At 62.3% G+C, this 24,958-nt stretch carries 20 protein-coding genes; 10 read left to right on the plus strand and 10 right to left on the minus strand.

Features of this window, described 5'->3' with window-relative positions; all coding sequences use genetic code 11:
• Nucleotides 1–113: 113 nt before the first annotated feature.
• Genes BBG20_RS05530 through BBG20_RS05555 form a run of 6 tightly spaced genes read left to right on the plus strand, consistent with a single transcriptional unit; the run spans nt 114 to nt 6,153 of the window.
• Nucleotides 114–3,035 (plus strand): monovalent cation/H+ antiporter subunit A, encoded by a 2,922-nt coding sequence (locus BBG20_RS05530; RefSeq protein ID WP_065900998.1) that lies wholly within the window; start codon nt 114–116, stop codon nt 3,033–3,035.
• Nucleotides 3,035–3,379, plus strand: coding sequence for a Na+/H+ antiporter subunit C (locus BBG20_RS05535; RefSeq protein ID WP_003192163.1), 345 nt, complete (start codon nt 3,035–3,037; stop codon nt 3,377–3,379). The genes BBG20_RS05530 and BBG20_RS05535 overlap by 1 nt, the downstream gene beginning before the upstream one ends.
• Entirely contained in the window at nt 3,376–5,058 is a 1,683-nt protein-coding gene (locus BBG20_RS05540) for a monovalent cation/H+ antiporter subunit D (RefSeq protein ID WP_065901001.1), read from the plus strand. The genes BBG20_RS05535 and BBG20_RS05540 overlap by 4 nt, the downstream gene beginning before the upstream one ends.
• Complete coding sequence (locus BBG20_RS05545; protein ID WP_065901004.1) at nt 5,055–5,543, plus strand: Na+/H+ antiporter subunit E; 489 nt, start codon at nt 5,055–5,057, stop codon at nt 5,541–5,543. Before BBG20_RS05540 ends, BBG20_RS05545 begins: the two co-directional genes overlap by 4 nt.
• Nucleotides 5,540–5,818 (plus strand): K+/H+ antiporter subunit F, encoded by a 279-nt coding sequence (locus tag BBG20_RS05550; protein WP_005789171.1) that lies wholly within the window; start codon nt 5,540–5,542, stop codon nt 5,816–5,818. Before BBG20_RS05545 ends, BBG20_RS05550 begins: the two co-directional genes overlap by 4 nt.
• On the plus strand, nt 5,815–6,153 hold the full coding sequence (locus BBG20_RS05555; protein ID WP_065901007.1) for a Na+/H+ antiporter subunit G: 339 nt from the start codon (nt 5,815–5,817) through the stop codon (nt 6,151–6,153). The genes BBG20_RS05550 and BBG20_RS05555 overlap by 4 nt, the downstream gene beginning before the upstream one ends.
• A gap of 126 nt (nt 6,154–6,279) precedes the next feature.
• On the opposite strand, the gene BBG20_RS05560 is transcribed toward BBG20_RS05555, so the two are convergent.
• Both BBG20_RS05560 and lepB read right to left on the minus strand, forming a co-directional pair.
• On the minus strand, nt 6,280–6,738 hold the full coding sequence (locus tag BBG20_RS05560) for an HIT family protein (RefSeq protein ID WP_065901211.1): 459 nt from the start codon (nt 6,736–6,738) through the stop codon (nt 6,280–6,282).
• A gap of 50 nt (nt 6,739–6,788) precedes the next feature.
• Entirely contained in the window at nt 6,789–7,457 is a 669-nt protein-coding gene (gene lepB, locus BBG20_RS05565) for a signal peptidase I (protein ID WP_065901009.1), read from the minus strand.
• Nucleotides 7,458–7,569: 112 nt separating this feature from the next.
• Between lepB and BBG20_RS05570 the strand changes: the two genes are divergently transcribed.
• Entirely contained in the window at nt 7,570–8,133 is a 564-nt protein-coding gene (locus tag BBG20_RS05570; protein ID WP_065901012.1) for a dihydrofolate reductase family protein, read from the plus strand.
• 24 nt (nt 8,134–8,157) lie between these two features.
• A complete protein-coding gene (locus BBG20_RS05575) occupies nt 8,158–8,664 on the plus strand; it encodes a dihydrofolate reductase (RefSeq protein WP_065901015.1) in 507 nt (168 codons plus the stop codon).
• A 457-nt stretch (nt 8,665–9,121) separates the two neighbouring features.
• On the opposite strand, the gene cysS is transcribed toward BBG20_RS05575, so the two are convergent.
• Both cysS and BBG20_RS05585 read right to left on the minus strand, forming a co-directional pair.
• Nucleotides 9,122–10,510: a cysteine--tRNA ligase gene (gene cysS, locus BBG20_RS05580; RefSeq protein ID WP_065901022.1), complete on the minus strand. Its 1,389-nt coding sequence runs from the start codon at nt 10,508–10,510 to the stop codon at nt 9,122–9,124.
• Nucleotides 10,511–10,525: 15 nt separating this feature from the next.
• Nucleotides 10,526–12,226, minus strand: a complete 1,701-nt coding sequence (locus BBG20_RS05585) for a glutamine--tRNA ligase/YqeY domain fusion protein (protein ID WP_065901029.1) — start codon at nt 12,224–12,226, stop codon at nt 10,526–10,528.
• Between the two features lie 248 nt (nt 12,227–12,474).
• Between BBG20_RS05585 and BBG20_RS05590 the strand changes: the two genes are divergently transcribed.
• A complete protein-coding gene (locus BBG20_RS05590) occupies nt 12,475–12,978 on the plus strand; it encodes a peptidylprolyl isomerase (RefSeq protein WP_003211783.1) in 504 nt (167 codons plus the stop codon).
• Entirely contained in the window at nt 12,975–13,724 is a 750-nt protein-coding gene (gene lpxH / locus BBG20_RS05595) for a UDP-2,3-diacylglucosamine diphosphatase (RefSeq protein WP_065901034.1), read from the plus strand. The genes BBG20_RS05590 and lpxH overlap by 4 nt, the downstream gene beginning before the upstream one ends.
• Before the next feature lie 930 nt (nt 13,725–14,654).
• Here the strand turns inward: lpxH and BBG20_RS05600 are convergent.
• The 6 genes from BBG20_RS05600 to BBG20_RS05625 form a co-directional block, all read right to left on the minus strand.
• Complete coding sequence (locus BBG20_RS05600) at nt 14,655–16,184, minus strand: DHA2 family efflux MFS transporter permease subunit (protein WP_065901037.1); 1,530 nt, start codon at nt 16,182–16,184, stop codon at nt 14,655–14,657.
• Complete coding sequence (locus BBG20_RS05605; protein WP_065901042.1) at nt 16,184–17,404, minus strand: HlyD family secretion protein; 1,221 nt, start codon at nt 17,402–17,404, stop codon at nt 16,184–16,186. Before BBG20_RS05605 ends, BBG20_RS05600 begins: the two co-directional genes overlap by 1 nt.
• 15 nt (nt 17,405–17,419) lie before the next feature.
• The gene (locus tag BBG20_RS05610; protein WP_065901044.1) at nt 17,420–18,871 is read right to left on the minus strand and encodes an efflux transporter outer membrane subunit; all 1,452 of its coding nucleotides are present in this window, start codon (nt 18,869–18,871) and stop codon (nt 17,420–17,422) included.
• Complete coding sequence (locus BBG20_RS05615) at nt 18,868–19,341, minus strand: MarR family winged helix-turn-helix transcriptional regulator (RefSeq protein WP_065901046.1); 474 nt, start codon at nt 19,339–19,341, stop codon at nt 18,868–18,870. Before BBG20_RS05615 ends, BBG20_RS05610 begins: the two co-directional genes overlap by 4 nt.
• Nucleotides 19,342–19,554: 213 nt before the next feature.
• Nucleotides 19,555–23,226, minus strand: coding sequence for a translocation/assembly module TamB domain-containing protein (locus BBG20_RS05620; RefSeq protein ID WP_083221337.1), 3,672 nt, complete (start codon nt 23,224–23,226; stop codon nt 19,555–19,557).
• Nucleotides 23,226–24,953: an autotransporter assembly complex protein TamA gene (locus BBG20_RS05625; protein WP_065901050.1), complete on the minus strand. Its 1,728-nt coding sequence runs from the start codon at nt 24,951–24,953 to the stop codon at nt 23,226–23,228. Before BBG20_RS05625 ends, BBG20_RS05620 begins: the two co-directional genes overlap by 1 nt.
• Between the last annotated feature and the right edge of the window lie 5 nt (nt 24,954–24,958).

A 24,958-nucleotide genomic window follows, 5' to 3' on the forward strand; every position in this document is an offset into this window, starting at 1 on the left:
GCCGCTTATAGCTGCCGTCTCCGACCTCTGTAGGATCCTGCCACATCTTGCCGTTTGGTGATCGAGAAAGCGGCACGTATGATGCATCCCAAACTCCCGCAGATTAGAAGCCTATGTCCCTGATAGTTCTACTGCTTCTGCCTTTTATTGGCAGCTGTCTGGCGGCCTTGCTGCCGCACAATGCACGTAACACCGAATCCCTGCTGGCGGGCCTTGTGGCCTTGGTCGGCACGATTCAAGTCGCCCTGCTCTACCCCCAGATCGCCCACGGTGGCGTGATCCGCGAAGAATTCATGTGGTTGCCCAGCCTCGGGCTGAACTTCGTGCTGCGCATGGATGGGTTCGCCTGGCTGTTCTCGATGCTGGTGCTGGGCATCGGCACGCTGGTGTCGCTGTACGCCCGCTACTACATGTCACCGGAAGACCCGGTGCCGCGTTTCTTCGCGTTTTTCCTGGCCTTCATGGGGGCCATGCTGGGCCTGGTGATTTCCGGCAACCTGATTCAGATCGTGTTCTTCTGGGAACTGACCAGCCTGTTCTCGTTCCTGCTGATCGGCTACTGGCACCACCGCGCCGATGCACGCCGGGGTGCCTATATGGCGCTGATGGTCACCGGTGCGGGCGGTCTGTGCCTGCTGGCCGGGGTGATGCTGCTGGGGCATATCGTCGGCAGCTATGACCTGGACCAGGTGCTGGCGGCGGGCGAGCAGATTCGCGCGCATTCGCTGTACCCGGTCATGCTGGCGCTGGTGCTGATCGGCGCCCTGAGCAAGAGCGCACAGTTCCCGTTCCACTTCTGGCTGCCCCACGCGATGGCGGCGCCGACCCCGGTTTCCGCCTACCTGCACTCGGCGACGATGGTGAAGGCCGGCGTGTTCCTGCTGGCCCGCCTGTGGCCGTCGCTGTCCGGCAGCGAAGAATGGTTCTGGATCGTCGGCGGTGCCGGCGCCCTCACCCTCCTCCTCGGCGCTTACTGCGCCATGTTCCAAAACGATCTCAAGGGCCTGCTGGCCTACTCCACGATCAGCCACCTCGGGCTGATCACCCTCCTGCTGGGCCTCAACAGCCCGCTGGCCGCCGTCGCCGCCGTGTTTCACATTCTCAACCACGCGACCTTCAAGGCCTCGCTGTTCATGGCCGCCGGCATCATCGACCACGAAAGCGGCACCCGCGATATCCGCAAGCTCAGCGGCCTGGTGCGGTTGATCCCGTTTACCGCGACCCTGGCGATGGTCGCGAGTGCCTCCATGGCCGGCGTACCGTTGCTCAACGGGTTCCTGTCCAAAGAGATGTTCTTCGCCGAAACCGTGTTCATCACCTCGACCGCCTGGGTGGAGTTCGCCCTGCCATTGATCGCGACTATTGCCGGTACGTTCAGCGTGGCCTACGCCCTGCGCTTCACTGTCGACGTGTTCTTCGGCCCGACCGCCACCAACCTGCCGCATACCCCACACGAACCGCCGCGCTGGATGCGCGCGCCGGTCGAGCTGCTGGTGTTCACCTGCCTGCTGGTGGGGATCTTCCCGGCCCAGGTGGTCGGTTCGATCCTCGCCGCCGCCGCCCTGCCGGTCGTAGGCGGAGTGCTGCCCGAGTACAGCCTGGCGATCTGGCACGGCTGGAATGCGCCGATGATCATGAGCCTGGTGGCGATGACCGGTGGCGTGGTGCTGTACCTGCTGCTGCGCAAGCAGCTCAAGCGCGGGCGCTTCAAGTACCCGCCGATCATCAGCTACTTCAACGGCAAGCGCGGCTTCGAGCGCAGCCTGGTAGTGATGATGCGCGGCGTGCGCAAGATCGAAAAACGCATCAGCACCAAACGCCTGCAGACCCAGCTGTTCCTGCTGGTGCTGGCGGCAGTGATCGCCGGCCTGATCCCGATGCTGCACAGCGGCATCAGCTGGGGCGACCGCCCGAAAATCCCGGGGTCCATCGTGTTCGTGACCTTGTGGCTGCTGGCGATTGCCTGTGCCCTCGGCGCTGCCTGGCAGGCCAAGTATCACCGGCTGGCGGCCCTGACCATGGTCAGCGTGTGCGGCCTGATGACCTGCATCACCTTTGTGTGGTTCTCGGCGCCGGACCTGGCGCTGACGCAGCTGGTAGTCGAGGTGGTGACCACCGTGCTGATCCTGCTGGGCCTGCGCTGGCTGCCACGGCGGATCGAAGAAGTCTCGCCACTGCCCAGCTCGCTGCGCAAGGCACGTGTCCGTCGCCTGCGTGACTTCCTGCTCTCCACCGTGGTGGGCGGCGGCATGGCGCTGCTGTCCTACGCGATGCTGACGCGCCAGACGCCCAACGACATTTCCTCGTTCTACTTGAGTCGCGCCCTGCCCGAAGGCGGCGGCAGCAATGTGGTGAACGTAATGCTGGTGGACTTCCGGGGCTTCGACACCTTGGGCGAAATCACCGTGCTCGGCGCCGTGGCGCTGACGGTGTACGCCCTGCTGCGCCGTTTCCGCCCGTCCAAGGAAAGCATGCAACTGCCGGCGCAACAGCGCCAGCTCGCGCCGGACGTGGCCACCGACCTGGTCAACCCGCGCCAGGCCAGCGACACCGCCCTGGGCTTCATGATGGTACCGGCGGTGCTGGTGCGCCTGCTGCTGCCGATTGCGCTGGTGGTGTCGTTCTACCTGTTCATGCGCGGCCACAACCAACCGGGCGGCGGCTTCGTCGCCGGGCTGGTGATGTCGGTGGCGTTTATCCTGCAATACATGGTCGCCGGCACCCAGTGGGTCGAGGCGCAGATGAGCCTGCGGCCGATGCGCTGGATGGGCTTCGGGCTGTTCTCGGCGACCCTCACCGGGCTCGGTGCGCTGTTTGCCGGGTACCCCTTCCTGACCACGCACACCTGGTATTTCAGCCTGCCGCTGCTGGGCGACATTCATATCGCCAGCGCGTTGTTCTTCGACGTTGGCGTGTACGCCATGGTCGTCGGCTCGACGCTGCTGATGCTCACCGCCCTCGGTCACCAATCCGTACGAGCGCATAAACCGAGCAACCAGGCCAAAGTGGTTGCCGCAACGGAAGGAGCCGCCTGATGGAAGAAGTCATCGCAATCGCCATTGGGGTCCTGGCGGCCTCCGGCGTCTGGTTGATCCTGCGCCCACGGACGTTCCAGGTGGTGATGGGCCTGTGCCTGCTGTCGTATGGGGTCAACCTGTTCATCTTCAGCATGGGCAGCCTGTTTATCGGCAAGGAGCCGATCATCAAGGACGGCGTGCCGCAAGACCTGCTCAACTACACCGATCCGCTGCCCCAGGCGCTGGTGCTCACGGCCATCGTGATCAGCTTCGCCATGACCGCCTTGTTCCTGGTGGTGCTGCTGGCCTCCCGGGGCCTGACCGGCACGGACCATGTGGACGGCCGGGAGCCCAAGGAATGACGTGGATGAATCAACTGATTGTCGCGCCGATCCTGCTGCCGTTGCTGACCGCCGCGTTGATGCTGATGCTCGGCGAGAAACACCGCCCGCTCAAGGCGCGCATCAACCTGTTCTCCAGCATGATCGGCCTGGGTATCGCGATTCTGCTGCTGTACTGGACGCAAAAAGGCGGACCCGGCTCGATTGGCGTGTACCTGCCGGGCAACTGGCAGGTGCCGTTCGGCATTGTGCTGGTGATCGACCAACTGTCGGCACTGATGCTGGTGCTGACGGGGATCATCGGTGTGAGCGCGCTGCTGTTCGCCATGGCCCGCTGGGACCGTGCCGGCACCAGTTTCCATGCGTTGTTCCAGATCCAGATGATGGGCCTGTACGGCGCGTTCCTGACCGCCGACCTGTTCAACCTGTTCGTGTTCTTCGAGGTGCTGCTGGCGGCGTCCTACGGCTTGATGCTGCACGGCTCGGGGCGGGCGCGGGTGTCGTCGGGGCTGCATTACATTGCGATCAACCTGCTGGCGTCGTCGTTGTTCCTGATTGGTGCGGCGATGATCTACGGCGTCACCGGCACGCTGAACTTCGCTGACCTGGCACTGAAAATCCCGCTGGTGCCCGAGGCTGATCGCGGCTTGCTGCACGCCGGTGCGGCAATCCTCGCCACGGCGTTCCTGGCCAAGGCCGGCATGTGGCCGCTGAACTTCTGGCTGGCGCCCGCCTATTCCTCGGCCAGCGCACCGGTGGCGGCGATGTTCGCGATCATGACCAAGGTCGGCGTGTACACCGTGCTGCGGTTGTGGACCCTGCTGTTCTCCGGCCAGGCCGGGGCCTCGGCGCTGTTTGGCGGCGACTGGCTGGTGTACGGCGGCATGGCCACGATCATCTGCGCGGCGCTGGCGATGATCGCTGCGCAGCGGCTGGAGCGCATGGCAAGCCTGAGCATCCTAGTTTCGGCCGGGATCCTGTTGTCAGCGGTGGGCTTTGCCCAGCCCAGCCTGACTGCCGGCACGTTGTTCTATCTGGTCAGCTCCACGCTGGCGCTGAGCGCGCTGTTCCTGCTGGCCGAATTGATCGAACGCTCGCGCTCGGCCAATGACCTGCCGCTGGACGAGGAAATCGACGCGCTGCCCAAGGCCATGGAGTCCTTGCACCCGCGTCCGGGCGTCAACCTGGATGACGAGCAAAAGGCCGTGATCGGCCAGGTCATCCCCTGGACCATGGCCTTCCTCGGCTTGAGCTTCGTGGCGTGCGCCTTGCTGATCATCGGCATGCCGCCGCTGTCGGGGTTTATCGGTAAGCTCAGCTTGTTGAGTGCGCTGGTCAATCCGCTGGGCCTGGGCGTCAGTGTCGATGAGCCGATTCGTCCTGCGGCCTGGGGCCTGGTGGCGCTGCTGATCCTGTCCGGCCTGGCCTCGCTGATCGCTTTCGCCCGCCTGGGCATCCAGCGCTTCTGGACCCCGGAGGAGCGCCCCTCGCCGCTGCTGCGCCGCTATGAATGCGTGCCGATCTTCTTCCTGCTGGGCTTGAGCATCCTGCTGACCTTCAAGGCCGAACCGTTGATGCGCTACACCCAGGCCACCGCCGAGAGCCTCAACAACCCGGAACACTACGTGATGGCCGTCATGGCAACGCGCCCAATTCCGAGCCCTGAAGCCAAGTCCGCCGCGCTGGAGGTGCAGCCATGAAGCGTCTGTTCCCTGCCCCGTGGCTGTCCCTGGCGTTGTGGGTATTGTGGCTGGTGTTGAACCTGTCGGTGAGCCCCGGCAACCTGCTGCTGGGTGCGTTGCTGGGCGTTCTTGCGCCCTTGCTGATGGCGCCGTTGCGGCCGTTGCCAATCCGTATCCGTCGCCCGGGGGTGATCACTCGCCTGTTCTTGCGCGTGGGCCGGGATGTGATCATCTCCAACCTGCAAGTGGCCTGGGGCGTGCTGACGTGTGGGTCACGCCCGCCGCGCTCGCGTTTTATCAAGATCCCCCTGGACCTGCGCGACGCCAACGGCCTGGCCGTGCTGTCGATGATCACCAGCGTCACGCCCGGCACCGTCTGGTCTGAACTGGCGCTGGACCGCAGCATCCTGCTGCTGCACGTGTTCGACCTGGATGACGAAGCGCACTTTATCCAGCACTTCAAGGATGCCTATGAACGGCCCCTCATGGAGATCTTCGAATGAGCGCCCTGCTTTCCAATGCGATCCTGTTCAGCCTGTTCCTGTTCTCGCTGGCCATGGTGCTGACCCTGATCCGCCTGTTCAAGGGCCCGTCGGCCCAGGACCGGGTACTCGCGCTGGACTACCTGTACATCCTGGCGATGCTGATGATGCTGGTGCTGGGCATTCGGTATGCGAGTGACACCTACTTTGAAGCGGCGCTGCTGATTGCACTGTTCGGCTTCGTGGGCTCGTTTGCCCTGGCGAAATTCCTGCTGCGTGGGGAGGTGATTGAATGATGCCGTTGTGGATGGAAATCGTTGTCGCAGTGCTACTGGTGCTCAGCAGCGTGTTTGCGTTGATTGGCGCGCTTGGCTTGCTGCGGATGAAGGACTTCTTCCAGCGCATGCACCCGCCTGCCCTGGCTTCGACGCTGGGCGCCTGGTGCGTGGCGTTGGCGTCGATTATCTATTTTTCGGTGCTCAAGTCCGGGCCGGTGTTGCACGGCTGGCTGATCCCGATCTTGCTCTCGATCACCGTGCCGGTAACCACGTTGCTATTGGCGCGCACCGCGCTGTTTCGCAAGCGCATGGCCGGCGATGATGTACCTGCCGAAGTCAGCAGCCGCCGCTGATTCATCAAGCGAACACAGTAAAAAATGTGGGAGCGGGCTTGCTCGCGAAGGCGGTTTTTCAGTCAGCACATCAGCGACTGACCTACAGCATTCGCGAGCAAGCCCGCTCCCACATTTGGTTTTGCATCAGACAAATGATCTGATGTGCGCCGCCAACTCCGCTAGCTCGGCATCATCCGCCCGCACAAAATCGTGGGACGAGATATAGCCCTCATAGGCTTCGAAGAACTTCTCCACCTTGGAGCTGATGGGCTTGAAGGTACTGTCCCCGCCCGTCCCATGCATGGGAAACAGCTTCGCATGCAGATGATCCACTCCATACCCTTCCAGCATCATCCCCGTACGGGCCACATCGGGAAACGCGCGGTCAATCTGTTGCGCAGTCTTCTTCGCGGCGATAGCAAGCCCGGCCAACACCTCATCCGACTGCGCAAACGCATAGCTGCCGTAGTGCTGCTTGGGGATTACCACGCTGAAACCGGGGGTGTTAGGGAAGATCGAAAGAAACGCCATATGCTGGTCGTCTTCCCACAAGATGTGCGCCGGGGAAGTCTTTTGAACGATGCTGCAGAAAATACACGTCATTTGAATCTCCATCAGTGGCTCTTGTTGCCCTTCAGATAGCACAGATTCCGTTACAAGATCGACGCGCCAAACCTGCGAAACCGTGGCATCCAATCATCGAGAATCTGCGCCGACGCCAGCACGTGATGCGCCCGCCCGATCAATAGCCGACGTGGCACAAAGCCGATGTATCGCGAGTCATCGCTGTTATCGCGGTTATCACCCAGCATGAAATAGCTGTCGGCCGGCACCACCACTGGCGCGAAATTGCGCATCGCCCGCACCGTCGGCATGAACTGCACAGTACGCTGGCGGTTGGCGGCCAATTCGTTCAGCTTGATCCCAGGTACCGTATGACCTGGGACAATTGGCTCGCTGATGTCCTGCGCATCACTGTAGGTGGCTGGCGTACCGTTGACCCACAGCACTTCATCGCGCATTTCCAGGGTGTCGCCGGGAACGCCGACAATCCGCTTGATCAGGCGCATGCCATCCTTGGGTGACGAAAATGTCACCACATCGCCGCGCTGGGGGTTATCGAGGTGGGCCAGGGAAATGTCCGTGAGCGGGACCTTGAGGTCATACGCTACGCGATTGACCAGCACCACATCGCCTTCCAGCAAGGTCGGGCGCATGGAGCCGGAGGGAATCGGATTCCAGTCTGCCAGGGAGGTACGGAAAACGCCGAAGCATATCCAGAAAATGATTGCGTAACGGTAACGGATCAACCAACTTCGCATACATCCTCGCACGACAGAAAAGGGCATCAGGATTGTTTCTCAGACGCCCGGTTGTGGCACGCGAGGATTAAATGAGTATTAGCGTCAAAGCGCACTAAAAGGAGTTTTCGCCATGGATATCCGCTGTTCCGTTTTTATCGCAACCAGCATCGACGGTTTTATTGCCCGTCCAGACGGTGATATCGAATGGTTGCACCGACCGGAATACGAAACCGCCGAGCTGAACGGCGTGACCTATGAACGCTTCATCGCCACGGTCGATGCACTGGTAATGGGTCGCAAAACCCTGGAGAAAGTCTCGTCCTTCCCGGATTGGCCCTACGAGGGCACCCCCGTCATTGCGCTCTCCCATCAGCCTCTGCAGATCCCTGCGCATCTGGAGGGCAAGGTCGAGTTGATGGCGGGAGACGTCACCTCACTCGTGGCAACGTTAGCCGAACGCGGTATGAAGCACCTCTATATCGACGGTGGCCAGACGATCCAGGCGTTTCTTGAAGCGGGCTTGGTCAATGAGCTGATCATTACGCGTATCCCCGTTTTGCTGGGGCAAGGCATTCCACTGTTCAGCCAGGTTGGCAGTGAGCAGGAGCTGCAGCATGTTGGCACCTACATGTCGGACAATGGTTTTGTGCAAAGTCGGTATCAAGTAATGTCAGGCGCTCACGCCGCGCAATAGTGGATTTCCCTGAAGGAACAGACCATGAACCCACCCCTCGCATTGGTCGCAGGCATAGGCAGCCGTAATCGCTCCATCGGCAAAGCCAGCGGACTGTTGCGAATGGTGCCGGATGATCTGCGCAGATTCGCTGCCAAGACGATTGGCAAGCCGGTCATCATGGGCCGAAAAACCTTCGAGTCGGTCATTGCCCTCAGCGGTAGGCCATTGGCCGATCGGCCCAACATCGTGCTGTCCAGAAACCCCGACTATGTGCACGAGCACGCTATCGCCTGCCAATCCCTGGCAGCGGCACTAGAACGCGCAGCCCTCTACACCCCCGAGGAAATTCATATCGGTGGCGGGCCAGAGCTTTATGACCAAGCGATACACCTTGTGGACAGGCTGTACCTGACCCTGTTCGACGATGATCACGAGGGTGAAGCCAGGTTTCCGCGTCTTGAGGATGAGTTCGTTGAGGTCTGCCGCCATGGCGTCCGACAACACGAGGGCCTTGAGTACGAATGGGTGGACTACGTCAGGCGTAGATAACGACGCAATGAAGCGGCCACGCTGAAAACTGTAGGAGCTGGCAAGCCAGCTCCTACATTTGGATTGGGGACATCTGCGGATCGGCCGCGTGTCTGCCAACAATCCATTGACTAAATCCTTCTGAAAAACCATAGCCGTCCGTGGAAGGCTATGACGTGTTTATCGTACCCAGACGCTGCCGGTCAACGCTACGGAGGACCTGGCGTCAGCTCAAGCGCTGGCAAGCATTTGGCTTTTCACAGATAAATCTGAAACCGAAGAATTCGCCAAGTGGACACGGTAAAAAATGTGGGAGCGGGCTTGCTCGCGAAGGCGGTGTGTCAGCCACTGCAGCTGTGACTGACACGCCACCTTCGCGAGCAAGCCCGCTCCCACAATGGATCGAGTAAGCCGTTGAACCTGCGTGCAAAAAAACGCCCCGAACCAGTCGGGGCGTTTTTTGTTCAGCGTTTACCAATCAAGCCTGATCAGCCAACCGCCACGTCGTCCCGCCCTTGCCGTCTTCCAACACCACACCCATCGCGGTCAGTTGGTCACGGATACGGTCGGATTCCGCCCAGTCCTTATTGGTACGGGCGGTCAAGCGCGCCTGGATCAACGCATCGACTTCAGCCGCATCCACACGCCCTTCGGCGCCGGCTTGCAGGAAGTCATCGGCTTCCATCTGCAACACGCCGAGCACGCTGGCCAGCTCTTTCAAGCGCGCCGCCAGGCCCGCCGCTGCGTCGAGATCGCTCTCGCGCAGGCGGTTGATCTCACGCACCATCTCGAACAGTACCGCGCAGGCTTCCGGGGTGCCGAAGTCGTCGTTCATGACTTCGGTGAAGCGCGCCACGAAACCTTCGCCGCCGGCCGGGGCCACGGCGGGCAGGCCTTTCAACGCGTGGTAGAAACGCTCCAGGGCGCCTTTGGCGTCCTTGAGGTTGTCTTCCGAGTAGTTGATGGCGCTGCGGTAGTGGCTCGACACCAGCAGGTAACGCACGACTTCCGGGTGGTACTTTGCCAGCACGTCGCGAATGGTGAAGAAGTTGTTCAAGGACTTTGACATCTTCTCGCCATTGATGCGGATCATGCCGCAGTGCATCCAGGCGTTGGCGTAGGTCTTGCCGGTGGCGGCTTCGCTCTGGGCGATTTCGTTTTCATGGTGCGGGAACTCGAGGTCGCTGCCGCCGCCGTGAATGTCGAAGGTCTCGCCCAGGCAGCAGGTGGACATCACCGAGCATTCGATGTGCCAGCCCGGACGCCCGGCGCCCCAGGGCGACTCCCAGCTCGGCTCGCCGGGCTTGGTGGCTTTCCACAGCACGAAGTCGAGCGGATCCTGCTTGGCTTCGTCGACTTCGATGCGTGCGCCGATGCGCAGGTCTTCGATTTTCTTGCGCGACAGCTTGCCGTAGCCCATGAACTTGGCGACGCGGTAATACACGTCACCATTGCCCGGGGCGTAGGCGTAACCCTTGTCGATCAGGGTCTGGATCATCGCGTGCATGCCAGGGATGTGGTCCGTGGCACGCGGTTCCATGTCCGGCTTGAGGATGTTGAGGCGGGCCTCGTCCTCGTGCATCGCGGCGATCATGCGCTCGGTCAGCGCGTCGAACGACTCGCCGTTTTCGTTGGCGCGATTGATGATCTTGTCGTCGATGTCGGTGATGTTGCGCACGTAGGTCAGGTCATAACCACTGAAGCGCAACCAGCGCGTCACCAGGTCGAAGGCAACCATGCTGCGGCCGTGGCCGATGTGGCAGTAGTCGTACACGGTCATGCCGCACACGTACATGCGCACCTTGTTGCCATCCAGCGGCTTGAAGACTTCTTTGGTCTTGCTGAGTGTGTTGTAGATCGTTAGCACGACAATTCCCTTAAATCACTGGCCCCACGAATCACGCAAGGTCACGGTACGGTTGAATACCGGAGCGCCTGGTTTCGAGTCCTTGATATCCGCGCAGAAGTAACCTTCGCGCTCGAACTGGAAACGGTCTTCCGGCTGTGCGTCGCCAAGCGATGGCTCGGCACGACAACCAGTGAGTACTTGCAGGGAGTCAGGGTTGATGTTGTCCAGGAAGCTGGCGCTGTCCTCGGCCTTTTCAGGGTTCGGCGAGCGGAACAGACGATCGTACAGGCGCACTTCGCACTCGATGCTGGCAGCGGCCGGCACCCAGTGGATCACGCCCTTGACCTTGCGGCCTTCAGGGTTCTTGCCCAGGGTGTCCGGGTCGTACGAGCAACGCAGTTCGACGATGTTGCCCTCGGCGTCCTTGATCGCTTCGTCAGCGCGGATCACGTAGCTGCCGCGCAGGCGCACTTCGCCGTTCGGCTCCAGGCGCTTGTAGCCTTTTGGCGGCTCTTCCATGAAGTCATCGCGGTCGATGTAGATTTCACGCGCGAACGGCAGCTTGCGCACACCGAGTTCTTCTTTCTGCGGGTGACGCGGCAGTTCGAGGTGGTCGACCTTGTCTTCCGGGTAGTTGGTGATCACGACTTTCAACGGACGCAGCACGCACATGGCGCGTGGGGCGTTGGCGTCGAGGTCCTGACGGATGCTGAACTCGAGCATGCCGTAGTCGACCACACCGTCGGAGCGGTTGGTGCCGACCATCTCGCAGAAATTGCGGATCGATGCCGGGGTGTAGCCGCGACGGCGGAAACCCGACAGCGTCGACATGCGTGGGTCGTCCCAGCCGTGCACGTGCTTCTCATCCACCAACTGCTTGAGCTTGCGCTTGCTGGTGATGGTGTAGTTCAGGTTCAGGCGGCTGAACTCGTACTGGCGCGGGTGCGCCGGCACCGGCAGGCTGTCGAGGAACCACTCGTACAGCGGGCGATGGCTTTCGAACTCGAGGGTGCAGATCGAGTGGGTGATGCCTTCGATGGCGTCCGACTGACCGTGGGTGAAGTCGTAGTTCGGGTAGATGCACCACTTGTCACCGGTCTGGTGGTGATGAGCGTGGCGAATGCGGTACATGATCGGGTCGCGCAGGTTCATGTTCGGCGAGGCCATGTCGATCTTGGCGCGCAGTACGCGGGCGCCGTCCGGGAACTCACCGGCGCGCATGCGGGCGAACCAGTCGAGGTTCTCTTCCACCGAACGGTCGCGGAACGGGCTGTTCTTGCCCGGCTCGGTCAGCGTGCCACGGTATTCCTTGGCTTGCTCCGGGGTCAGGTCGTCGACGTAAGCCTTGCCGGCCTTGATCAGCTCGACGGCCCAGTCGAACAACTGGTCGAAATACTTCGAAGCGTAGCGCACTTCACCGGACCATTCGAAGCCCAGCCACTTGATGTCGCTTTCGATGGCGTCGATGTATTCCTGGTCTTCCTTGGCCGGGTTGGTGTCGTCGAAACGCAGGTGCGTGACGCCACCGAACTCCTGGGCCAGGCCGAAGTTCACACAGATCGACTTGGCGTGACCGATGTGCAGGTAGCCGTTGGGCTCTGGCGGGAAGCGGGTGACGATCTGCGTGTGCTTGCCCGAATCCAGGTCCGCCTGGATGATCGGGCGCAGGAAATTGACCGGGACGGCAGGTCCGGCCTTGGAATTCGAGGTAGGGTCGACAGTGGGCTTGCTCATAGGATCCTTGAACAGACAGGTTCGTGGCCGGTTGGGGCCAAGTAAAACAAAGGGCTTATCATAGCCGAAGCGGTCAAGCCGCTGACAGAGCGTGGCCAAAAACTGCTGCATTTAATGCATGGGCGGTAAAAAACCACCTCGAAATTCCTGCCGGGCACGCTAAACTGCGCGCCTTGGCCGCGATTTCGCCAACCTGGTAAGGCGCGCAGGCGTCCAAACCCACGAATTCCCTGAAAAGAGTAGTGAACATGACTCAAGTCAAACTGACCACCAACCACGGTGACATCGTCATCGAGCTGAACGCCGAGAAAGCGCCGATCACCGTCGCCAACTTCATCGAATACGTTAAGGCCGGCCACTACGAAAACACTGTTTTCCACCGTGTCATCGGCAACTTCATGGTCCAGGGCGGCGGTTTCGAGCCTGGCATGAAGGAAAAGAAAGACAAGCGTCCAAGCATCCAGAACGAAGCGGACAACGGCCTTTCCAACGACAAGTACACCGTCGCCATGGCCCGTACCATGGAGCCGCATTCGGCCTCCGCGCAGTTCTTCATCAACGTCGCCGACAACACGTTCCTGAACCACAGTGGCAAGAACGTGCAGGGCTGGGGCTACGCAGTGTTCGGTAAAGTCACCGAAGGCCAGGACGTCGTCGACAAGATCAAAGGCGTGCAGACCACCGGTAAAGCCGGTCACCAGGACGTTCCGGTAGAAGACGTGATCGTCGAGAAAGCCGAGATCGTTGAGTGATATTGCTGATTTCAGATTTGCATCTGGAAGAGGAGCGCCCGGACATCACCCGGGCGTTTCTGGATCTGCTCCACAACCGCGCCCGTGGCGCCCAGGCGTTGTACATTCTGGGGGACTTCTTCGAAGCCTGGATTGGCGACGATGGGATGACGCCCTTCCAGCGCTCGATTTGCGCAGCCCTGCGCGAGCTGAGCGACAGCGGCACCCCGATTTTCATCATGCATGGCAACCGCGATTTCCTCATCGGCAAGGGGTTCTGCAAAGCTGCAGGCGCCACCTTGCTCAAGGACCCGAGTGTCGTGCAGCTCCATGGCGAGCCTGTGCTGTTGATGCACGGCGACAGCCTCTGTACCCGCGACCTTGGCTATATGAAGCTGCGGCGCATCCTGCGTAACCCGATCGTGCTGTTTATCCTGCGCCACCTGCCGCTGCGCACCCGCCACAAGCTGGCGCGCAAGCTGCGCAGTGAAAGCCGCGCGCAAACGCGCATGAAGACCAACGACATCGTTGACGTCACCCCCGAGGAAGTGCCCAGGGTGATGCAGCAGTTCGGCGTGCGCATCCTGGTCCACGGCCACACGCACCGCCCGGCCATCCATAAGTTGCAGATTGGAGACCAGGCGGCCAAGCGCATCGTGCTGGGGGACTGGGACAAGCAAGGCTGGGCCTTGCAGGTGGATGAGCAAGGGTTTCAGCTGGCGGCGTTTGACTTTGTGAACCCGCAACTGGCGTTACCCGGTGCCTGATCCTCAAACACCGCGCATCCCTTGTGAACAGAGATCCAAATGTGGGAGCTGGCTTGCCTGCGAAGGCGGTGTGTCAGTCGATTCATTTATCGACTGAACCGGCGCCTTCGCGAGCAAGCCCGCTCCCACCTTGTTGACCGCGTGCTGTCTCAGGTTGAGGTTGTGAACCCGCAGTGGGTATGGCCTGGCGCCTGATTTTCAAACACTACGCATCCCTTGTGAACAGAGATCCAAATGTGGGAGCTGGCTTGCCTGCGAAGGCGGTCTGTCAGGCAATTCATTTATCGACTGATCCGGCGCCTTCGCGAGCAAGCCCGCTCCCACCTTGTTGATCGCGTGCTGTCTCAGCTTGAGGTTGTGAACCCGCAGTGGGCATTGCCTGGTGCCTGCCTCTCAAACACCGCGCATCCCTTGTGAACAGAGATCCAAATGTGGGAGCTGGCTTGCCGGCGATGGCGGTGTGTCAGTCGATTCATTTATCGACTGATCCGGCACCTTCGCGAGCAAGCCCGCTCCCACCTTGTTGATCGCGCGCTGTCTCAGCTTGAGGTTGTGAACCCGCAATTGGTGTTGCCTGGCGTCTGATTCCCAAACACCGCGCATCCCTTGTGAACAGAGATCCAAATGTGGGAGCTGGCTTGCCTGCGAAGGCGGTGTGTCAGTCGATTCATTTATCGACTGATCCGGCGCCTTCGCGAGCAAGCCCGCTCCCACCTTGTTGATCGCGCGCTGTCTCAGCTTGAGGTTGTGAAGCCGCAATTGGCGCTGCCTGGTGCCTTATTCCCAAACACCGCCATCCCTTGTGAACAGAGATCCAAATGTGGGAGCTGGCTTGCCTGCGAAGGCGGTCTGTCAGTCAATAGATTTATCGACTGAACCACCGCCATCGCCAGCAAGCCGGGTCCTACAAGGCTCGGGATGATCCGGGTATCAGTGCCCGGAGGCTTCCGGTCCGGCCTTCGCGCCGAACGGCGGCTTGGCCAGCCATACCAGCAACATCAAGCCCATGAACATCCACCCCAGCAACGTGAAGTAGTCCACGGTGGACATCATGTACGCCTGGCTGGTGAGGATCTGGTCCAGCTGCGCGTACGCCTTGTGCCCTGCCCCACCGAGCGCTTGCAGCGCGTCGCGGGTGGCCGAGTCGTAGGTGGTCATGTTTTCGCTCATGTACGCATGGTGCTGGTCCGCGCGGCGAATCCAGATCCAGGTGGTCAGCGAGGCCGCGAAGCTGCCGCCCAGGGTCCGCAGGAAGGTCGCCAGGCCGGCGCCGTCGGCAATTTGCTGGGGCGGCAGATCGGACATCAGGATGCTCAGGGTCGGCATGAAGAACAGCGCCACGCCAATGCCCATGAACAGCTGCACCAGGGCGATGTGGGTGAAGTCCACTTCGTTGGTGAAGCCGGCACGCATGAAGCAACTCAGGCCAATCGCCAGGAACGCCAGGCCTGCCAGCAGGCGCAGGTCGAATTTGTGCGCGTACTTACCGACAAACGGCGACATCAGCACCGGCAGGATGCCGATCGGCGCCACCGCCAGGCCGGCCCAGGTCGCGGTGTAGCCCATCTGCGTTTGCAGCCACTGCGGCAGGATCAGGTTGATGCCGAAGAAGCCCGCATACCCCAGGATCAACACGATGGTGCCGATGCGGAAGTTCCGGTAGGCGAACAGCCGCAGGTTGACCACCGGGTGCTTGTCGGTGAGTTCCCAGATGATGAACACCGCCAGGGCAATCACCGAAATCGCCGCACCGATGATGATGAAGTTGGACTCGAACCAGTCCAGGTCGTTGCCCTTGTCGAGGATGATCTGCAAGGCGCCGACCCCGACGATCAGGCTCAACAGCCCCACATAGTCCATCGGCTGGTAACTGGTGACCACCGGGCGTTTCTTTAGCTGCGAACGCACCACCATCACCGCGAAGATCCCGATGGGCACGTTGATGAAGAAGATCCACGGCCAGCTGTAGCTGTCGGTGATCCAGCCGCCGAGGATCGGCCCGGCAATCGGCGCCACCACCGTGACCATCGCCAGCAACGCCAGGGCCATGCCGCGCCTCGCCGGCGGGTAGACCGCGATCAGCAGCGTCTGGGTCATCGGGTACAACGGCCCGGCAACCAGGCCTTGCACGACCCGAAAGGCGATCAGCTCGGGCATCGAGGTGGAAATACCGCACAGGAACGACGCCAGCACAAACAGCAGGGTCGCCCACAGGAACAACTTCACCTCGCCAAAGCGCCGGCTCAACCAGCCGGTCAGCGGCAAGGCAATCGCGTTGCTCACCGCAAACGAGGTGATCACCCAGGTGCCCTGCTCCGAACTCACGCCGAGGTTGCCGGAAATGGTCGGCAACGCCACGTTGGCGATGGTGGTGTCGAGCACCTGCATAAAGGTCGCCAGCGACAGGCCAATAGTGGCCATCAACAGGCTGGGTGGCGTGAAGGAGGCGTTATTGCTCATCAGCGTTGCGCAGCCTTGGGTGCGGCGCTGCTGTTGTCATGGATCAACTGCGTGATCATGGCGTCAGCCTCGGCCAGTTGGCGGTCATACACGTTGGTGGTGAACGAAGCCTTTTGCGGCGCCTGCTGCGCCAGGACCGGGCCGCTCTGGTCGTGCAGGTCGACATTGACCACGGTGCTCAAGCCCACTCGCAGCGGGTGCTTGGCCAGCTCATCGGCGTTGATGTGGATACGCACGGGTACACGCTGCACGATCTTGATCCAGTTACCGGTGGCGTTCTGCGCCGGCAGCAGGGCAAACGCGCTGCCGGTACCGGCGCCCAGGCTGTCCACGGTGCCGCTGAATTTCACGTCACTGCCGTAGATGTCCGACTCGATATCCACCGGCTGGCCAATGCGCATGTCGCGCAGTTGGGTTTCCTTGAAGTTGGCGTCGATCCACAGCTGGTCCAGCGGAATCACCGCCATCAGCGCAGTGCCCGGCTGGACGCGCTGGCCCAGTTGCACGGTGCGCTTGGCCACGTAGCCGGTGACCGGCGCGATCAAGGTGCTGCGCGCATTGGTCAGGTAGGCCTGGCGCAGTTGCGCGGCGGCGGCCTGGACGTCCGGGTGCGACGAAATCACGGTGTCGTCCACCAGCGCGCTGGTGGTCTTGAATTGCTGCTGCACGTTGGCCAGGGCGTTTTGCGCCGAGGTCAGGTCGTCACGGGCGTGGGAGAGTTCTTCCTGGGAGATCGCACCGCCCGCGGCGAGGTTCTTACGACGGTTGTAGTTGTCCTGGGCCTTCTGCACATTGGCTTGCTGCGCCAGCACCTGGGCTTTCATCCCGTCGACATTGCTGTACAAACCCCGCACCTGGCGCACGGTGCGGGCCAGGTTGGCCTGGGCACTTTGCAGGCCGACGGCGGCATCATTCGGGTCGAAGTTGACCAGCACCTGGCCTTCGTGGACCAGGTCGCCGTCGTCGGCGCCGATGCTGACCACGGTGCCGGTGACCAACGGGGTGATCTCGACCACGTTGCCGTTCACATAGGCGTCGTCGGTGCTTTCATTGAAGCGGCCGTAGAGCTCATACCAGCCCCACACGCCCAGCACGCCGAGGATGACGATCAGCGCGAGGCCGATCAGCATGATCTTGCGTTTACGCGGGTTGTTGTCCGTTTTGGGTTGTTCGGTGGCTTTGGGTTGTTCGCTTGCGTTGGTGTTTTCGGCAGTGGCCATGACAAATACCTCAAATTATTCCGTGCGTGTGGCTGGGGTGGTCGCTGCCACGTTGTTGGCGCTGTAGCCGCCACCCAGGGCCTGCATCAATTGAATCGACAGATCGATCTGCGCTGCATTCAGCGTCGCCAGCTGGCGCTGGGCCTGCAGCAACTGCTGCTCGATGCTCAGCACATCCAGGTAGTTGCCGATGCCGGAGCTGTAGCGCTGCACCCCGGTGTCGTAGGACTGCTGGGCAATGTCCGCGGCGTGTTGCTGGGCCTGGATCTGCCGACCGGTGTCACGCAGTTGCGACAGGGTGTTGCCGATATCGCCCAGGGCTTGCACCAGGGTCTTGTTGTACTGGGCCACCGCCAGGTCGTAGTCGGCGTCGCGGGCGTCGAGGTCGGCGCGCAGGCGGCCACCGTCGAAGATCGGCAGCGAGATCGTCGGCGCGATGCTGAAGAAGCGGCTGGCCGACCCGAACATCGCGTCACCCAGCAACGACTCGGCCCCGGCGCTCGCGCTCAGGTTGAGGTTGGGGTAGAAGTTGGCCTTGCCGGCGGCGATATTCTTGCTCGCCGCCTCCACGCGCCAACGCGCGGCGATCAGGTCCGGACGACGGCCGAGCAATTCGGCCGGCAATACCGACGGCACCGCCACGGCGCTGGGTTTCAGCACGTTGGGACGGGTCAACTCACCGCCACGGTCCGGGCCTTTGCCGAGCAGCACGGCGAGGGCGATCTTGGCGCTCTGCAGTTGCTTTTCCGCATCGATCAGTTGCGACTGGGAGCTGGCTTCCAGGCTTTCGGTCTGCTGGTACTGGTACTGGCTGTCGATGCCGGAGTTGAGCCGACGCTTGCCCAGGTCGAGCATTTGCCGGGTGCGCTTGAGGTCATCATTGGCCAGGTCACGCACGATATGCGCCTGGCCCAAATCGCTGTAGGCCTTGGCCACGTTGGCGGCGAGTGTCAGGCGTGCGGCCTGCTGGTCGACTTCGGCAGCACGTGCCTGGCCCAGCGCGGCTTCCCACGCGGCGCGCTGGCCACCCCAGAGGTCGAAGTTGTAATTGAAGCTGGCGCCGATATTACGCACGGTGGCGTAGGCATCGCCCTGCCCCAGCGGGTCCTGATCCTTGGCCAGGCGTGAGCGGCTCACACCGGCACTGGCATCGAGGGTCGGCATGCGAGCGGCATTCGCCGCATAGGCAGCGGCTTCGGCCTGATGGGCACGGGCGCTGGCCACTTGCATGTCGGGGTTGTTCTGCAGGGCTTCCTGGATCAGGCCGTCGAGCTGGGGGTCGCCCAGGCTTTTCCACCAGTCGGCGGTGGGCCAGGCAGCACTCGACAGCGTCACGCCGCTCAAGGACTTACCGGCCTGCAAGGTATTGGCGTCGAGGCGCTGGCCCTGGGTGTCGAGGCCGCTGAAGTTGGCGCAACCGGCCATGCTCATGGCCACCAGCACCAGGCTAAGGGCACGTGTGTTCATTCTTTACCTACCCGCTGCAGGGTGATGGGATCACCGGCAGCTATCAGAATTTTCTTAAGGATCTTTTCCAGGGTTTGCAGCTCACCGGGCTCCAGGGCGCCGGCCAACTGATTCAGCGCATCGGCGCCGATGTGCGGCAGCATGTCCGCCAGGCGCTGGCCTTCGGTGGTCAGCACCAACTGCACCTGGCGGCGGTCCAGCTCGGAACGCTTGCGACCCAGCAGGCCCTTTTGCTCCAGGCGGTCGAGCATGCGTGTCATCGAGCCGCTGTCCAGCGACAGGTTGCGGCACAGCTCCGCCGGGGTGTCGACGCCGTACTGGGCCATGATGATCAGCACCTTGAACTGCGCGGCGGTGATGCCATGGGGTTCCATATGGGTGTCGATGATGCGGTCTTTGAGCAGTGCGGCGCGGCCCAGCAACAGGCCGAGATGGCAGTTGTGGAAGTTGTCAGGGGTGAAGTGTTTCATCGGAAGTCACCTTATTACTGCCTAGGCAGTGAATGTATGACGAGATATTACTGCTTAGGCAGCGAATGTCAAATGGAATAATTAGCTTGCTTGCTAATTAGCTGACAGGCGGCATAAAACCGCAACTGCAGGCGCAGGCTTGCCGGCGATGGCGGTGTATCAGTCAATGAAAAGATCGACTGATACACCGCTATCGCCGGCAACAGGGGAAGGTCAGAAATCGCGCTTGTAGAAGATATCCAGGGAGCTGGCCACGCCGCTCGCCACTTCCAGGTACACCTTCTTGCTCAGCAGATAACGCAAGGCAATGGTGCTGGCCGGTTCGAACACCCCGACCCCGTAGCGCAGGCTGAGTTTCTCGGTGATCTTGCCGCTGGCTACCACCGCCGTGGTGGTGCCACTGCCTTGGGTGTCGAGGTCAAAATCCTGGATACCGAGTTTGTTGGCGATGTCCGAGGTCACCCCGGCGCTGCCCATCAGCCCCAGGCCCAAGGCGGCTTGGGCAAGCATGTTGTTGTCTTCACCCGTGCTGCTCAGCGGGCGCCCCAGTACCAGGTAGGACAGCGCCTGCTCCTGGCTCATCGCCGGCTCCGAGAAGATCTGCGTGGTCGGCTGCTCGGCACTGCCGCTGAGGCGGATACCGGCGACCACGTCGTCGGTCTTGCGGACCGCTTCGATGTCCAGGTAGGGCTGGTCGATCGGCCCGGCGAACAGCAGGCGTGCGCGACGCACATCGAGTCGCTGCCCGTAGGCGCGGTAGCGGCCGTCGTTGAGCCACAGCTCGCCACGGGTGTCCATGTTGTCGCCGATGTGCACATGGCCCTGCACCTTGGCGGTCAGGCCGAAGCCGGCGAAGTTGAGCTTGTCCTCGCCCACCGCGACGTCGATATCCATGGCCATCGCCATTGGCGGCTTACCCTCCTCGGTCTGGCTGCCGACGATCACCGTGTCGTCCGAGACCTTGACCGTCGACGGCGGCAGCTCACGCACGGTGATGTCGCCGCGCGGGATCTGCACCTTGCCGGCAATCGCCAGTTTGTCGTTCTTCAGGCTGATCTTCAGGTCGGGCGCCACTTCCAGCACCGCATAAGGCTCTACCGTGACCGGCAGTTGCGAGCCTTGCAGGCTGAGGTCCACCACCAGCGCCTGGCCCCAGTCGATCTGGCCCTTGAGGCTGCCCTGCCCGGCCTTGCCACTGCGCCATGCGCCATTCAATTGCACACTCTCGCCGGCAATCAGCGCCTGCACGTTCAGGCCTTCAAGGCTGACCGGCAGTTGCGGCCCGGACACTTCACCGCCCACCAGGTTGACGTTGCCGTTGACCTGCGGTGCCAGCAATCCGCCGGAAATCCGCCCGCTGCCGTTGAGCTTGCCGGTGAGTTTTTCCACCATCGGCACAAACGGCCGCGCCACGGCGAGGTCGAGGCCAGTGAGGCTGAAGTTGCCGGTGATCGGCTTGTTTTTCGGCAGTGGATTGATCTGCGCCTGCAGCAACAGCTCGCCGAGCTGGCCGCCACGGAAGTTCAGCTGGGTGTCGATGCGCTTGGGGTTGAGGGTGGTTTCCAGCTTGAGGGTGTCATAGGGGAAATCCAGCCACTGGTCCTTGTCCCTGACGCGCATGGTGCCGCCGCTGGCATCCACCGAGATCACGCCTTTGGGCCCGCTGTCGGGCAGGTCGAGTTGCACGTCGGCATTCAGCTTGCCCTGCCACGCGAAGTCCTTGGGCAAAAACGCCGCCAGGCTGTCGATGGGGAACTGCTTGAGGTGGTAGCGCAGCTTCGGCTCGGGCATCAGGCGCTGGTCTTCACCGCACAGGCTGGCCGCGCCGGACACCCAGCAGTGCGCGGCAAATGTCAGCTTGCCGTCGGCCAGGCGTTCGATTTTTGCCGGGGCCTGCAGCTTCCAGTCCTGGCCCCCGGCTTGCACATCGCCACTGGCCAGGCGCCCGCGCCAGTTGCCTTTATCGAGGTTGCCATCCAGGGCCAGGGCCAGTTTGACCAACGGACCGGCCAGGTCCAATTGGACCTTCTGGCTCTTGATATCGCCTTGGGCACTGGCCGTGAGGGTGCCGACCTGGGTGTCGCCGGCCTGGATGCCGCTGCCCTTGAGGTCGATCCTGGCGCGCTGGGCGCTGTCCAGGTTGGCGTCCAGGCTCAGGCTTTGCAGGCGATTATCGGCGAATGCCAGTTGCTGGCCCTTGAGGTCGAGCTTGCCTTGCGGCGCCTGGAGGCTGCCGGCCACGTCGAGCCGGCCATTGACCTGCCCGCGCAGCTGCGGCCACAGCTGGGCCAGGCGCGCCAGCTTGATATCGATCTGCCCGGCCAGGCGTTGCTGCAGGCTGCCGCTGCCGTTGATGCGGTTGTCGCCCAGGCGAATATCCAGGTTGGCCAGGGTCCATTGCTCGCCCGCGCCTTCGGCCTTGGCGGCCAGCACGGCGGTTTGCCCGCGCAGGCGGCCCTTGAGGTCGAGGTCGGCGTTGAGCTTGAGCTGTTCGTTCTTGAATTCACCTTGGCTGCGCAGCGGTCCGGCCAGGGTGCCGGGCAACTCGGCGACCCAGTACGCCGGGTTCAGCGCCGACAGGTCCAGCGCGGTGTCCCAGGCGATGCCGTCGGCAAACTGCAGGTTGAGGTGGCCTTCGGCCTTGCCTTGGCCGGCGCTGAGTTTCAGCTCGGGCAGGAACACTTGCTTGAGGTCGCCGCTGAAGGGCGTGATCACCGTGAACTTGCCAGCCGGGCCGTCGAGGTCGGCCTTGAGATTGCCGAGGTAGTTGCCGTCCTTGTAGGAGACTTCACCGTTGAAGGTGCGCAATACGACCTGCGGCTCGTCGATCAGCGGGTACAGGCGATGCCACGGGAAGTCCAGCCAATCGATCCTGGCCTCGGCGCTGAAGCCTTGTTGCCAGTCCAGCTGCGCCGTGAGCTTCAGGCTCTGGCGGTCACCGGCATTCAGGTCGAGGCCGGCGATCTGCGCGCCCTTGGCGTCGACCTTGCCTTGCAACAGCAGGTCCACCGGGCCTTTTTCCGCCGGCAGCACGGCCTTGCCCAGCAGTTGGTAGCCGCTGCTCAAGTCGCCCTTGGCGCTGAGGTCGAGTTGATTGAGTTGCAGGGTGTCGGGCAAATCCGCGCTCGGCTTGAAGCCGTCCGCGGTGATGTGCAACTGCGCGGGCAGGTTTTCCGCCAGGGGTTGCAGCTCGCCGCGCAGTTTGGCCGGCAGGTAACCGCTGCTGTCGGCGTCGAGCTTGAGGGTCTTGAGCAAATCGCCCTCGACCTTGAGCGCCACTTTCCACGGCGCACCGCCGGGGGCGTAAGGCAGGCTCAGGTCACCGCTGGCGGTCAACGGCCAGTCGCCGCTGGGTTGCAGCAGGCCGGCAAGGTCCAGCACCAGGTCGTCGCGTTGCAGGTGCACCGAGTCGATCTGCATCCCGGCGGCGGTCCAGTGCGCTGCCAGCTGCAGGCCCTTGAGTTCCTCGCTGCCATTGAACAGCAGGCTGCCGACGCGAACGTCGCCCAATTGAATGGAAACGGGCATCTTCAGATCCGGCAATTGAATCGGCCCGCTGCTCTCTTCGGTGCTCGGCGCAAACTGCAGGCTGACTTGATCCACGTCCAGGCGATTGATGCACACGGTCATGCGCAACAGGCACGCCGGTGACCAATCCAAGGTCGGCGCCTTCAGCTCGACACGACTGCCGTCTTGCGCCCATAGCAGATGGTCGGCGCTCCACTGGCCGCCCAAATGGCCTTGGAAATTCTCCACGCTCAACCCCGGCACACGCCCCAGGGCCCAGCGACTGCCGGCCTGGGTGCCGAGGATTGCCCACAGTGCCAGCAACAGCACGGCGAGGATTGCCAGTACGGCCAGCCCCGCTATTTTCACACCACGCATCACAGCTCAGGCCCCATGGAAAAGTGCAAACGAACGCCGCCCGGGTCTTCCAGGGCATGGGCCAGGTCCAGGCGGATCGGCCCCACCGGCGAGACCCAGCGAATGCCGACACCAACACCGGTCTTGAGGCTGGGCAGCTCCAGGGAATTGAACGAGTTGCCCTGGTCGATAAAGGTTGCGATCCGCCATTTCTCGGCGATGGAGTATTGGTACTCGGCGCTCAGGGCCACCATGTAGCGGCCGCCGATACGGTCACCGCGGTCGTTCTCAGGGGAGAGCGTCTGGTACTCGTAACCACGCACGCTCTGGTCGCCACCGGCGAAGAAGCGCAGCGACGGCGGCACCGACTTGTAGCCATTGGTCGCGCTGCCGCCGACCTGGGCCCGGGCCAGGAACCGGTGGTTGTCCCACAGGGTGGTCAAACCCTTGACCATGGCCGTGCCGTAAAGCAGGTTGGTATCGGAGCCCAGGCCCTCCTTCGCGACCTTGGTGTCGAACTGCAGGCGGTAGCCGTTGTGCGGGTCGATGCGGTTATCGCTGCGCAGGTAGGAATAGCTGATGCCGGGCATGACCAGGTTGCTGAGTCCGGAGTCATTGCCCAGGCGATATTCTTCGCGCTGGTATTTGAGCGAGATCACGCGGGTCCAGCCGCTGGGCAACTTGCTGTGCCATTCAGGGCCGAGGGTGAGCAATTTACTCAAGGTGTCGGTATTGGCGATCTCTTCATTCTGGTAACCGCCGGCGAAGCGCAATTTATCAGTGAGCGGCGGGTCCAGCGGAATGTCGTACCACAGGCCGACGTTCTGGCGTGGCGCCGACAGTTCGGCCTCCCAACCATAGCTGTGGCCCTGGGGGTTGACCCAGTGACGGGTCCAGTTGGCCTTGCCGCGCGGGCCGACGTCGGTGGAGAAACCCAAGCCCAGGCCCATGGTGCGCGGCTTGCGGGTTTGCAGGTTGACGGCCACCGGGATCACGTCTTTGCTCGAGGCCGCCGGGGCGGCATCCACGCGCACGCCTTCGAAAAAGCCGCTGGCCTGCAGGTTCTGGTTGAGTTCGGCGATCAGTTCGGAATCGTAGGGGTCACCGCTTTTGAACGGCACCATGCGTTGCAGCAGGTCTTCGTCAAACGGCGTATCGCCGGCAAAGCTGACCTTGCCCAGGGTGTAGCGCGGGCCACTGTCATAGATGAGTTCGATATCGGCGACGCCGGCCTGCGGGTCAACCGAGAGTGTCTGGCGAGTAAAGCGCCCGCTGAAAAAGCCGTAGCGCGACGCCTGGTTCTGGATCAGGCGCTTGGCGTCTTCGTAATGGCCGTGGTTGAGCACGGCGCCGGACTTGAGGTCGTCACTGGCGGGCACGCGAAACGTCTTGAGGTTCGCGGCAGGACCGTCGACCCGAATGGTCACGTTGCGCAAATGCACCGGCTCGCCGGGGTCGATGGTGAGGATCAGGCGCGGGTTCTTGCCGCCCTTCACATCACTCTCGATCAGTGGCTGATAGAAACCCAGTGCCTGCGCGGCTTTGCGCGCCTGCTCCTCGGCGCCACGGCTGAACCGCAGCAAGGCCTCTTCATCACGATCGCCCACCCCGCCGATATAGCCTTCGATGTTGGCTTTCAACGCGTCGTTTGATGGCTTGATCCGCACGTCCAATTCGCTTTGCGCGAATGCGCCGCAGCTGGTGAACAGCAGAACCAAGCCGCTGGTAAATCTTCCTGGAAACTTCATAGGCG

The sequence above is a fragment of the Pseudomonas aylmerensis genome (assembly GCF_001702265.1).
Classification (GTDB): Bacteria; Pseudomonadota; Gammaproteobacteria; order Pseudomonadales; family Pseudomonadaceae; genus Aquipseudomonas; species Aquipseudomonas aylmerensis.